The following is a 12,044-nucleotide window of genomic DNA, read 5'->3' as shown; positions in this document are numbered from 1 at the left end:
ACGGCTTCTAGCGTCCGACTATCCCGCTCTCCCCCCGAGGTGATCACATGACATCGCCGACCATGAGGGCCGCCGCGGCGGCCCTGCTCTTCCTGTCCGTCACGGCCTGCGCCGGCTCCGCCCAGAAATCGGGCGGCGCGGGCCGTGACACCCTGGTCTGGGCGTCCGGCGCCGCGCCGAACAGCCTGGACATCGCACACGGCTTCAACGGCGCGTCGACGACCATCCAGATGGCGGTGCTGGACACCATGGTCACCCTCGACGACCGGGGCGTGCCGGCCCCCGCCCTCGCCGCGTCGTGGACCCAGCCCGATCCCGCCAGCTACGAGTTCACCCTTCGCGAAGGGGTGAAGTTCACCGACGGCAGCGCGCTCACCGCCGACGACGCCGCCTACTCCCTGCGCCGCCACCTGGACCCGGCCGTCGCCTCCCAGGCCGCCAGCTACTTCACCACGGTGAAGAAGGTCGAGGCCGTCGGCGCCGACAAGGTCAGGGTCACCCTGAACCGGCCCAACCCGGCGTTCCTCGCCGTCGCGGCCGTCGCCTGGCAGGTCGTGCCGCGCAAGCTCGCCGAGGCCCACCCCAAGGATCTGGGCAGCCCCGAGGTCGGCACGATCGGCACCGGCCCCTTCAAGGTCGCGAAGTTCTCCCTCACCTCGGGCACCGTGCTGGAGCGCAACGACGCCTACTGGGGGCCCAAGCCCGCGCTGCGCCGGATAGAGATCAAGAGCATCACCGACGCCGAGACGCTCCGGATGGCCGTCAGGTCGGGCGAGGTGGACGGGACCGACGGCCTGAACGCCCGCGACGCCCGCAAGTGGACGGGCCTGCCCGGCGTCACCACGTTCTTCTATCCGAGCAACAACATCGCCTACCTGTCCATGGCCGTCGGCGCCGGCCCGCTCAAGGACGTGCACGTACGGCGGGCGATCGCCCACGCGGTGGACCGGGCGGCCCTCACCAACCTGATGACCGCGGGCCACGGCGGCCCCGCGACGGCGATGCTGCCGCACCCCCAGCTCACCGCCGTCTACGGCGACGCCGTCCCCGCCTTCCCCGACCAGCCGCTGGACCTGGCCGCCGCCAAGGCCGAGCTCGCCAAGTCCGCCTATCCGGACGGGTTCACGCTGAGCGTGCCGTACGCGACGGGCGGGGACAGCGCGACCGCCATGCAGGCCGTCGCCGCCGACCTCGCGAAGATCGGCATCAAGATCGTCCTGGAGCCGAACCCCGGCGACAAATACATGGCGAGGATGATGGCCCACGACCGGCTCGCCATCCAGTACGTGGACCTCGCCTACGGCACGCCGGACCCGATCGAGGTCCTGCCCGACATGATCAGCCGGGGCGCGGCCGAGCCGCAGGGCTTCAACTTCTCCGGGTACGGCTCGGCCGACCTGGACGCGCGGCTGGACACGTTCGCCTCGGCCACCGGGGAGGCCAGGAAGACCCAGTTGACCGGGCTGCTCACCGAGATCGCCGAGCAGGTGCCGTACGTCCCGCTGTTCTACACCGACAACGCGGTGGCGCTGAGCGACCGGTTCACCGCGACCTTCGGCACCTGGAGGTTCAACTACCTCACCCTCGTCCGTCCCGCGTCCGGGAGCTGACATGGCGGTCCTGACCCTCCTCGCCCGCCGCCTGGCGGCCGCCCTGGTCCTGCTCGGCGTGCTCTCGGCGCTCACCTTCGGCCTGCTCGCCGCCTCGCCCGGCGGCCCGGAGCAGGTGCTGCTCGGCAGCCGTCCCTCGACGGCCGAGACCCGGGCCGCGATCCGGGCCGAGTACCACCTCGACGACCCGTTCCCGGTGCGCTACGCGCGCTGGCTCGGCGACGCCGTACGCGGCGACTTCGGCGTCTCCATCTACTCCCGGGAGCCGGTGACGGACGTCATCGCCGACCGGATGCCGGTCACCGCGAGCCTGGCCGGCTACGCCCTGCTGCTCACCGTCGCCGTCGGCGTCCCGCTCGGCCTGGTCGCCGCGATGCGGCGCGGCGGCGCACTGGACCAGGGCATCACGCTGGCCGCGCTGGTCACGCTCGCCATCCCGCCGTTCGCGCTGAGCATCCTCCTGCTGTACGGCTTCGCGGTCGCGCTCGGCTGGTTCCCCGTCTTCGGCGCGGGCGAGACGCCGCTGGACCGGATCGTCCACCTCACCCTGCCCGCCATCGCGCTGGCCGGGGCGCAGACCGCGATGGTGGTACGGCAGATGCGGGCGGCGGCGCTGGACCTCGCCGGGCAGGACTTCCTGACGTTCGCGCGGGCGCGCGGCCTTCCCCGCCGCCGGATCTGGCTCGGGTACGCGCTGCGCAACGCCGCCCTGCCCGTGCTGACCGTCGGCGGGCTGCTGCTGGCCGCCAACCTGACCGGGTCGCTGTTCGTGGAGCAGGCGTTCGGCCTGCACGGGCTCGGCGCGCTGCTCATCGGCGCCATCGGGCAGAAGGACATCCCGGTCGTGCAGGCGCTGGTCCTGCTGGGCGGCGCGATCGTGGTCGCGGTGAACCTGCTCATCGACCTGGCCTATCTCGCGGTGGACCCCCGGGTGCGGCACGGCGCGGTGACGTCGTGAGGGGCGCCCTGGTCACCGTGCTCGCGCTGGCGGCCGTCGCCGCCGTCGCCGGCTCCTGGCTGGCGCCGTACGACCCGGCGGCGCAGGACCTCGCGCTCGGCGCGGCCGGTCCGAGCGCCGCGCACTGGCTGGGCACCGACGACCTGGGCCGGGACGTGCTCTCGCGGCTGCTGGCCGGCGCCGGGTCGGCGCTGTTCTGGCCCGTCCTCGTCGCGCTGGGCACGACCGCGCTCAGCACCTCGCTCGGCCTGCTCGCCGGCTACCGGCTCGGCTGGGTGGACGCGCTCATGATGCGGATCATCGACCTGGCCATCGCGATGCCCGGGATGCTGGTGCTGATCGTGGTGGTCGGCGTGCTCGGCGGCGGGTACGGCTGGGCCGTCCTGGCGATGGCCGTGCTGTTCACCCCCGGCGACATCCGGGTGATCCGCAGTCTGACACTGGCGCAGCGCGGGCTGGCCTACGCCGAGGCGGCCAGGACGCTGGGGCTGCGCCCGGCGCGGGTCATGTTCCGCCACCTGCTGCCCAACCTCGCCCCGACGGTCGTCGCGAACGCCCTGCTCAGCTTCGTCGCCGCGCTGGTCTCCCTGGCCGGGCTGTCGTTCCTCGGCATCGGGCTCCCCGCGGGCACCCCCGACTGGGGGCTGATGGTCGAGGAGAACCGCGGCCTGCTCGACCTCAATCCGTGGGCGGCGCTCGCCCCGGTCATCCTGATCACCCTGGTCGCGACCGCCGCCACCCTGCTGGGCGACCGGCTGTTCGAGACCCTGTCCGAGGGAGGCGCCCGGTGACCCTGCTGGACGTCGGCGGCCTGACCGTCACCGGCCGCCACCTGATCGTGGACGGCGTAGATCTGAACGTCTCCCGAGGTGAGACCGTCGGCCTGGTCGGCGAGTCGGGCAGCGGCAAGTCCCTGACCGCCCGCGCCGTCGCGGGCCTGCTGCCGAAGGGGCTGACCGCGACCGGATCCGTCACCCTGTCCGGCCGCGAACTGCTCGGCGCCCGCGAGCGCCTGCTGCGGTCGGTGCGCGGCTCGCAGGTGGCGCTCCTCATGCAGGACCCCTTCGCGATGCTCAACCCCCTGCGCACCGCGGGCGCGCACGTCGCCGAGTCCCTGCCGCGGCTGCCGCGCGCGGCCCGGCGCGCGGAGGTGCTCCGGCGGCTCGCCGAGGTGGGCATCGCCGACCCCTCGGTGGCGGGCCGCCACCCCTTCCAGCTCTCCGGCGGGATGCGGCAGCGGGTCGCGCTGGCGGCGGCGCTCGCCCGTGACCCCGAGCTGCTCATCGCCGACGAGCCGACCACCGCCCTGGACGCGACCACCCAGCACGAGATCCTCATGCTGCTGCGCGGCGTGCAGCGGGCACGCGGGATGGGCGTGCTGCTGATCACCCACGACCTGCGCGTCGCGTTCGAGCTGTGCGACCGGGTCTCCGTCATGTACGCGGGGCGGATCGTCGAGAGCGGGCCCGGCTCCGGTGTGGCCGGGGCGCCCGCCCACCCGTACACGTCTGGGTTGCTGGCCGCGCTCCCCTCGGTGACCGTGACGCTGCCGCGGCTGGAGGCCGTCCCCGGCTCCGTGCCGCACGCCGAGGACGTGACGGACGTGTGCGCGTTCGCGGCCAGGTGCGGCCAGGCCGAGCCCGAGTGCGGGCAGGCCCGCCCGCCGCTGCGCGAGCTCTCCCCCGGCAGGCGCACGGCCTGCCTGTACGAGGTCCGCCCCCGCCCCCGTACGGCGCCGCCGGCCCTCGCGCCGGACGCGGCCCCGGCGGGCGGGACGCTGCTGCGGGTCGAGGAGCTGCGTAAGAGGTACGGCGGGCATGTCGCCCTCGGCGGGGTCTCCCTCGATGTCGGCGCGGGAGAGAGCGTCGGCGTCGTCGGCGAGTCCGGCTCGGGCAAGACGACGCTGGCCCGCTGCGTCCTCGGCCTGGCGACCCCGGACGGGGGCCGCGTCGAGCTGGCCGGGCTGGACGTGACGCCGGGCGCGCGGGCGGCGCGGCGAGAGGGGGCGCACCGGCTGGTGCAGTGCGTGTTCCAGGACCCCTCGACCTCGCTCAACCCCGCGCTGACGGTGGGGGCGACGCTCGCCGAGGCGGCCGCGCAGGGCAGGGCGGAGGGACGGCCGTCGGTGGCCGAGCTGCTCGACCTGGTCGGGCTGCCCACCGCGTACGCGTCCCGCCGTCCTCGGGCGCTGTCGGGCGGCGAGCGGCAGCGGGTCGCCATCGCCAGGGCGCTGGCCGTCCGGCCCGCCCTGCTCATCTGCGACGAGCCGACGGCCTCGCTGGACGTGTCCGTTCAGGCGCACGTGCTGGAGCTGCTGCGCACGATCCGCCGGGAGCTGGGCACCGCGCTGCTGTTCATCACCCACGATCTGGCCGTCGTCCGGCAGATCGCCGATCGGACCGTGGTGCTGTTCCGGGGCGAGGTCGTCGAGTCGGGCGAGACCGCCCGGGTCCTGGACGCCCCGGCCCACGACTACACCCGCAGGCTCCTCGCCTCGGTCCCGCCGACCCCGTGACGGCCGCCGTTCCGGCCGCCCCGAACGACCTGCTTTTGTCGCCCTATTTCCATACTTTGGTCGATAGTGGCCGAAGTGTCAGGAAAGGAAGCCTTGTCTCATGCACGACCTGCTCCTCCGCCACGGAACCGTCCATGACGGGTTCGGCGGCCCCGCCCGCGAGGCCGACGTCGCGATCGACGATGGCCGGGTCACCGCAGTCGGGCGCGACCTCGGGGCCGCCCGCCGGGTGATCGACATCTCCGGGCTGGTGGTCGCACCGGGGTTCGTCGATCCGCACAGCCACTCCGACACCGTGCCCTTCCTCACCGAGCCCCAGCCGTTCAAGCTCTACCAGGGCGTCACCACCGAGATCATCGGCAACTGCGGCTTCTCCTGCGGCCCGGCCAACCCCGACACCGCCGGCTTCATGCCCGCCGTGCTGGCCGGGGAGGCGTTCACCACCTTCGGCGCGTACCTCGACGCGGCCCAGGCGGCCGGGCCCAGCAACAACCTGGCCGTGCTGGTCGGGCACAACACGCTGCGGCTCGCCGCGGGCGGGATGGAGGCCGCACCCGGCCCGAAGGCGCTGGACCGCATGTGCGCCCTCGCCGCCGAGTCGTTCGCGGCCGGCGCGGCCGGCCTGTCCAGCGGCCTGGAGTACGTCCCCGGCGCGTACGCCGACGCGGCCGAGCTGGTCGCGCTCGCGCTGGTCGCCCGGCGGTGGAACCTGCCGTACGCGACGCACATGCGCAACGAGAGCGAGGGCCTGGCCGACGCGCTGGACGAGGCGATCGCGGTCGCCACCCGGGCCGGCGTGCGGCTGCAGGTCTCGCACTGCAAGGCGTCGGGCCGGGCCGTCCACGGCTCCTCGGCCATGCTGCTGGCCAAGCTCGCCGCCGCCCGCCGGGCGGGCCTGGACGTGCGCGCCGACGTCTATCCGTACCGGGCCTTCGGCACCGGCCTGGTCGCCGTGCTGCCCCCGCGCGCCTGCGAGGGCGGCGAGGACGCGCTGCGGGCCCGGCTCGCCGACCCGGCCGAGCGGGCCGCGCTCCGCGCGCTGGCGCAGGACCCGGCAACCGCCATCGGAGTCGGCCTCTGGCGCGAGCTGCACCCGGCCGACGTGCAGATTCTCACCCACACCGACCCCGACGTCGCCGGCAGGCGGCTGGCCGACCTGCCCGGCGATCCGTGGGACGCCCTGTGCGACCTGCTGCGCGCCGACCCGCACGCGGCCGGGGTCTTCCACACCATGCACGACGACGACGTGACCGCGATCATGGCGGACCCGCTGGTCTCCATCGGCTCCGACAGCGGCCCTCCGGTCGGCCCCAACCACCCCCGCACGTTCGGCACGTTCCCCACCTTCCTCGGGACGTACGTCCGGGAGCGGAAGGTCGTGCCGATGGCCGAGGCGATCCGCAAGGTCAGCTCGGCCGTGGCGGCCCAGTTCGGGCTCGCCGACCGCGGCTGGCTCGGCCCCGGCGCCGTCGCCGACGTCTGCGTCTTCGACCCGGCCGCCATCGGCCACCCCGGCACGTACGAGACACCCGACACGCGCCCCACCGGCGTACGGCACGTCTTCCTCGCCGGGCACCAGGTGATCGCCGACGGCGAGTTCACCGGGGGCAGGCACGGCACGGTGCTGCGGCGGGGCGCCCCGTGACCGCACGCGGGCGGGTCACCCTCGGGGTGCTGCTGGACAGCCTGGGCGCCGAGGTGGTGCGGGCGCTCGCCCTGCCGCGCGGGCGGGAGCTGCTGGTCGGGACGCCGGTCATCTACGACCCCGAGGAGCCGATGACCGGCCTCGACGGCGCGGTGCTGCTGGTGGCCGGGCGGCCGTCCGCCGAGGTGCTGGCCCGCGCCGGCGAGGCGGGGGTCGCGGTCGTGATCGTCAAGCCGGGCACCTGCGACCCCGAGCCGCTGGCCGAGGCGGCCCGCGCCGCCGGAACGGCGCTGCTGGCCGCCGCCCCCGACCTGTCCTGGGGGCAGCTCTACACGCTCATCGACGCGCTGCTCGCGGTGGTGGCCCCCGCCGAGAACCTGGGCGACGCCTGGGCGGCCGATCTGTTCGCGCTGGCCAACCAGGTGGCGATCCGGGTGGGCGGCGCCGTGGCGATCGAGGACCTCGCCATGCGGGTCCTCGCGTACTCCACGGTCGAGGACCAGCCGATCGACGACCTGCGCAGGGAGGGCATCCTCGGCCGCAGGGTGCCCGCGCACCCGACCAACACCGAGGAGTACGCCGCGGTGCTGCGCGCCGAGGACGCGGTGTGGAGCTACGAGCCGCGCGAGTTCTATCCCCGGCTGGCCATCGCGATCCGCGCGCACGGCGAGGCGCTCGGCACGATCTGGGCGGTCCAGGCGGAGAAGCCGCTCACGCCCGACGCCGCGGACGTGCTCGCGGAGGCGGCCCGCGCCGCCGCGCCCCACCTGGCCAGGATCAACCTGGCCGCCGACGAGGCGCGCCGTCGCCGCGACGAGTGCCTGGACCGGCTGCTGCGCGGCATCGGCCCGGTCAGGGAACTGGCCACGTCCTTCGGCCTGCTCCCCGACGAGCCGGTGACCGTGGTGACGGTCGGCCCGCACGCCCGCCCGGCCGACGCCTTCGCCGCGACCCACACCGGCGACCTGCTGCGCACCGCGTACGCCGCGTACCGGATGCGGGCGGCGGCCGGAGCGGTCGACGGCCGCGCCTACGCGATCGTCGCCACGGACTCGGCGGCCCCGCTGCTGCGCCGGATCACCGCCGACACCCTGGCCAGGGTCGCCGACCGGCTCGGCGGGCGCTGGCGCGCGGGTATCGGCCGGACCGTTCCCTCGGTCGCCTCGGCCCCCACGAGCGCCCGCCAGGCCGAGGAGGCGCTGCGCGCGCTGTGCGGGCCCTTCGCCGACGCCGAGGTCGGCCACCACGAGGAGCTGTCGGCCGCGCTGCTCCTGATGGACGTCGACACCTCCATGCGGGCCCGGCCCTCGCTGTACGGCGAGCCGCTGCGGCCGGTCGCCGAGCACGACGGCCGGCACGGCACCGACTACGTGCGCAGCCTGCGGGTATGGCTGGCCGCGCACTACGACGTGCCCAAGGCCGCGGAACTGCTCTCCCTGCACCCGAACACGCTGCGCTACCGGCTGCGCCGGATCGGCGAGCTGATCGACCTGGACGATCCGGACATCCGCCTGGTCCTGGCACTCCAGCTACGGCTGAGCGGCGCCACAAATCCGGCCGGGTGAAATTCGGCGTCCGCGCCAACGCGGCGTGCGCTCCCCCGGCGGGATGCTGTGGAGCATGGTCGAACTCCTCGCCCCGGCCCCGGCCGGGGTACGCCTCCTGTCCCTGCACCCCACCTCCGACCTCCAGCGGGCCGACCGGCTGCTGCGCCGGACCTGGGGCACCCGGCCCGGCGACGACGCGCCCCTCGCCCTGGACATGATGTGCGCCCTGGCCCACACCGGCGGCTACGTCGGCGGCGCCTTCCTCGACGACGAGCTGGTGGGGGTCGCCGCCGGGTTCCTCGCCGCCGGCGGCACCCTGCACTCCCACATCGCCGGAGTGGCCCGGGAGGCGCAGGGGCGAGGCGTCGGCCTGGCGCTCAAGCGACACCAGCGCGCCTGGGCGGCCGAACGCGGCCTGACCGCCATCACCTGGACCTTCGACCCGCTGGTCCGCCGCAACGCCTACTTCAACCTGACCCGGCTCGGGGCGGCCGCCGTCGAGTACCTGCCCGACTTCTACGGCCCGCTGAGCGACGGCATCAACGACGGCGACGTCTCCGACCGGCTCCTCGTCACCTGGCCCGTCCCCGCGTCCGGCATCGCGTCCGGTATCGCGTCCGCCGCGGCGCCTCCCGTCACCGCGCCCGCCGCCGTGGCGATCCTCGACGAGGCCGGGGCCGTACGCGCCGGCGGGGGCGCGCCGTCGCTGCGCTGCGCCACCCCGCCGGACGTCGAGCGGCTACGCGCGGACGACCCCGGCGCGGCCAGGCGCTGGCGGACCGCCCTCGGCGACGCGCTGGGCGGCGCGCTCGCCGACGGCTACCGGATCGCCGGGTTCACCCGCTCCGGGTGGTACCTGCTCACCCGGGGAGCCGCCGCGTGAAGCTCGAAGGCGTCGAACTGCGCCGCGTCGCGCTCCCGCTCGTCACCCCGTTCCGCACCTCCCTCGGCACCCAGACCGTGCGCGACGCCCTGCTCGTACGCGTGGCGACCGACGAAGGCGAGGGGTGGGCGGAGTGCGCCGCCGAGGACGAGCCCACCTACTCCCCCGAGTACCTGGAGGGGGCGGCCGACGTGATCCGCCGCTTCCTCGTCCCCGCACTCTTCCCGATCGACCTGGACCCGGCCGCCGTCGCGCCCGCCCTGCGCCATCTGCGCGGCCACCCCATGGCCAAGTCGGCGGTCGAGGCCGCCGTGCTCGACGCCTGGCTGCGCGCCCGGGGCATGTCCCTCGCCGCCTACCTGGGCGCGGTACGGCGCAGCCTCCCGGTCGGCGTCTCGGTCGGCATCACGGACACCATCGACGAACTGCTCGACACCGTGGACCGCCACCTCGCGGCCGGGTACGCCCGGGTGAAGCTGAAGATCGAGCCCGGCTGGGACCTGGAACCCGTCGCCCGGGTCCGGGAGACCTTCGGCGCGGACGTGATGCTCACCGTCGACGCCAACACCGCCTACCGTCCCGCCGACGCCCGCCACCTCGCCGAGCTGGACGCGTACGGACTGGCCATGATCGAGCAGCCCTTCGCCCCCGACGACCTGCACGCGCACGCCCGGCTCGCGGCCATGATCGGCACCCCGATCTGCCTCGACGAGAGCATCACCTCGGCCCGCGACGCCGTCACCGCGATCCGACAGGGCGCGTGCTCCATCATCAACATCAAGCCGGGCCGGGTCGGAGGCTATTTGGAGGCGCGCCGCATCCACGACGTCGCCACCGCCCACGGCCTGCCCGTGTGGTGCGGCGGGATGCTGGAGACCGGGCTCGGCCGGGCCGCCAACCTGGCGCTCGCCGCGCTGCCCGGGTTCACCCTGCCGGGCGACATCTCCGCCACCGCGCGGTACTACCAGCGGGACATCACCGCGCCGTTCACTCTGGTGGACGGCGAGCTGCCGGTGCCGGCCGGGCCCGGCATCGGCATCACGCCCGAGCCGTCCGACATGGAGGCGCTCACCACGGCGACGGAGTGGATCCCCGCTCCCTGAGCACCCGGCGGCCGCCCGCCCCTCGCGCCGGGGGCGGGCGGCCGTTCGCACTCGTGAGACTTCGAGAGTTCAAGGCGTGGGCGTGATGCGCAGCTCATCGGTGACACGTCCCAGCGCGGTCCGCACGGCCCGGTCCCGGCTGAGACGCCCGATGAGCACGTGGACCGCCAAGCCGTCCAGCAGCGCGTTGAACCACGGCAGGAACTCCTCGACGGCGACCGCGCGAAAGGCCCCGCTCGCCACGCCGTCATCGATGATCGCGGTGAGATCCCGCATCCAGCCGCTGTCGATCTCGTCCGCCGTACGGCTCATCTCCTCATTGGTCACCGAGCGCAGCCAGGCCTCCAGCCAGAGCTTCCAGGAGACGTCGTGACTGTCCTCGGGCAGATAGAGCCGGACGTAGCGATCCAGCCGCTCCTCCGGATCGGTGACCCCGTCCAGCTCGCGCGCCCGCCGCTCGGCCAGCACGCGCTCGCTCCAGCGGAAGGTCTCGGCGAGGATCCGGTCCCTCGACCGGAAGTAATACAGAACCCGCGCCGGGCTCATCCCGGCGCGGTCGGCGATCTGCTGGACCTGGATCTCGGCCACCGGCCGCTCCGCGATCTCGGCCAGCGCGGCCTCCAACACCGTGCGGCGCGCCTGACGGCCACGCTCCTGCGTCCTGGTCCGGTCAGTCATCCGCCCATCGCATTCCAAAGGAAAACCTCGTGAGAATATCCTCCACCGCCGCGCCGTGCTGACCGTCGGCGCGCTCGCCGCGGCCGCGGAACCGACATCCCGACCTCCGGCGTCGGGACCCGCCCGCATACGTGAATGAGTGCTCAAACCGAGGAGATTTCCCGTCCGGCACGGCTCAGACGAGAGACACCCTCCCCGTGATCAGCCCTCGTGATCGGCGCGAAGCAGCTCAAGGAACGCCGTGGCCGCCGGGGTCGGCCGACTGTCCCAGATCAGGTGCTCCACCCGCGTCGGGGCATCGCGAAGGCGGATCATGCGCAGGTCGGAGAAGCGCGGCGCGTACGCGGCCGGCAGCATGCCCACTCCGAGGCCTTGCCGTACCAGATCGACCATGAACTCGGCGGACGACACCTCGAAGGGCACCTCACGTTGGACGCCTGCGGCCGCGAAGGCCTCGTCCGACTGTGCTCGCCCGGCCGCGCCGACGCGGAAGTCGATGAACGGTTCGTCCGCCAGGCTCCGCAGGTCTACCTCGTTCTCCGTCAGGTGGTGATCCTGCGTGACCACGGCGACCAGTTCGCCTCCGCCGAGCCGGCGGCTCTGGACACCCTTCGGTTCCGCGCGAGGCGGCAGGCCGAGGAACGCGACGTCGACGTCGCCTCGCCGGACCCGCTCGATCAGGTCTTCGCTACCCGCCGATGCGAGCGTGATCTGCACCCGCGGATAGCGTCGGCGGTAGTCCCTCAGGGCCACCGGCAGGTTGACGGCCGTGACCGTGGGGATGGCGCCGACGGCGAGCCGCCCGCGGACCTCCCCGCTGGCGGCCGCGACTTCGGCCCGCGCGCGGTCCGCGGCCTCCAGGCACTCGCGGGCCGCGGGCAGGAACGCCTCTCCGGCCGGCGTCAGCCGTACGCGCCGGCTGGTGCGCTCGAACAGCCGGGCGCCCAGCTCCCGTTCCAGGCCGGCGATCTGATGGCTGAGCGCCGACTGCACGACCCGGCAGCGTTCGGCGGCCCGGGTGAAGTTGTTGGTCTCCGCGACCGCGATGACATACCTCAGTTGCTGCAGCTCCATCGAACCATCGTGCATCACGATCGATCACGAT

10 protein-coding genes are annotated in these 12,044 nt (G+C 74.3%); 8 read left to right on the top strand and 2 right to left on the bottom strand.

Annotated elements, in window-relative coordinates; all coding sequences use genetic code 11:
* Positions 1-47: 47 nt before the first annotated feature.
* The 8 genes from AWQ71_RS29965 to menC all read left to right on the top strand — a co-directional run bounded on the left by AWQ71_RS29965 (position 48) and on the right by menC (position 10,261).
* Positions 48-1,610, top strand: coding sequence for an ABC transporter substrate-binding protein (locus AWQ71_RS29965; protein WP_084259441.1), 1,563 nt, complete (start codon positions 48-50; stop codon positions 1,608-1,610).
* A 1-nt stretch (position 1,611) separates the two neighbouring features.
* Positions 1,612-2,568, top strand: a complete 957-nt coding sequence (locus AWQ71_RS29960; protein WP_067139175.1) for an ABC transporter permease — start codon at positions 1,612-1,614, stop codon at positions 2,566-2,568.
* On the top strand, positions 2,565-3,359 hold the full coding sequence (locus AWQ71_RS29955; protein WP_067139172.1) for an ABC transporter permease: 795 nt from the start codon (positions 2,565-2,567) through the stop codon (positions 3,357-3,359). Before AWQ71_RS29960 ends, AWQ71_RS29955 begins: the two co-directional genes overlap by 4 nt.
* On the top strand, positions 3,356-5,083 hold the full coding sequence (locus AWQ71_RS29950; protein ID WP_067139169.1) for a dipeptide ABC transporter ATP-binding protein: 1,728 nt from the start codon (positions 3,356-3,358) through the stop codon (positions 5,081-5,083). Before AWQ71_RS29955 ends, AWQ71_RS29950 begins: the two co-directional genes overlap by 4 nt.
* 100 nt (positions 5,084-5,183) lie before the next feature.
* Positions 5,184-6,728, top strand: coding sequence for an N-acyl-D-amino-acid deacylase family protein (locus tag AWQ71_RS29945; RefSeq protein WP_067139166.1), 1,545 nt, complete (start codon positions 5,184-5,186; stop codon positions 6,726-6,728).
* On the top strand, positions 6,725-8,293 hold the full coding sequence (locus tag AWQ71_RS29940) for a PucR family transcriptional regulator (RefSeq protein WP_067139163.1): 1,569 nt from the start codon (positions 6,725-6,727) through the stop codon (positions 8,291-8,293). The genes AWQ71_RS29945 and AWQ71_RS29940 overlap by 4 nt, the downstream gene beginning before the upstream one ends.
* A gap of 55 nt (positions 8,294-8,348) precedes the next feature.
* Positions 8,349-9,158: a GNAT family N-acetyltransferase gene (locus AWQ71_RS29935; protein ID WP_245658597.1), complete on the top strand. Its 810-nt coding sequence runs from the start codon at positions 8,349-8,351 to the stop codon at positions 9,156-9,158.
* Entirely contained in the window at positions 9,155-10,261 is a 1,107-nt protein-coding gene (gene menC / locus AWQ71_RS29930) for an o-succinylbenzoate synthase (protein WP_067139160.1), read from the top strand. The genes AWQ71_RS29935 and menC overlap by 4 nt, the downstream gene beginning before the upstream one ends.
* 69 nt (positions 10,262-10,330) lie before the next feature.
* Here the strand turns inward: menC and AWQ71_RS29925 are convergent, their stop codons facing one another.
* Complete coding sequence (locus tag AWQ71_RS29925; RefSeq protein ID WP_067139158.1) at positions 10,331-10,939, bottom strand: TetR/AcrR family transcriptional regulator; 609 nt, start codon at positions 10,937-10,939, stop codon at positions 10,331-10,333.
* 201 nt (positions 10,940-11,140) lie between these two features.
* A complete protein-coding gene (locus AWQ71_RS29920) occupies positions 11,141-12,013 on the bottom strand; it encodes a LysR family transcriptional regulator (RefSeq protein ID WP_067139416.1) in 873 nt (290 codons plus the stop codon).
* Between the last annotated feature and the right edge of the window lie 31 nt (positions 12,014-12,044).

Origin of the sequence: Microtetraspora malaysiensis, assembly GCF_001528665.1 — a bacterium.
GTDB classification, from domain to species: domain Bacteria; phylum Actinomycetota; class Actinomycetes; order Streptosporangiales; family Streptosporangiaceae; genus Microtetraspora_A; species Microtetraspora_A malaysiensis.
This window is presented reverse-complemented; position numbering and strand designations above follow the sequence as displayed.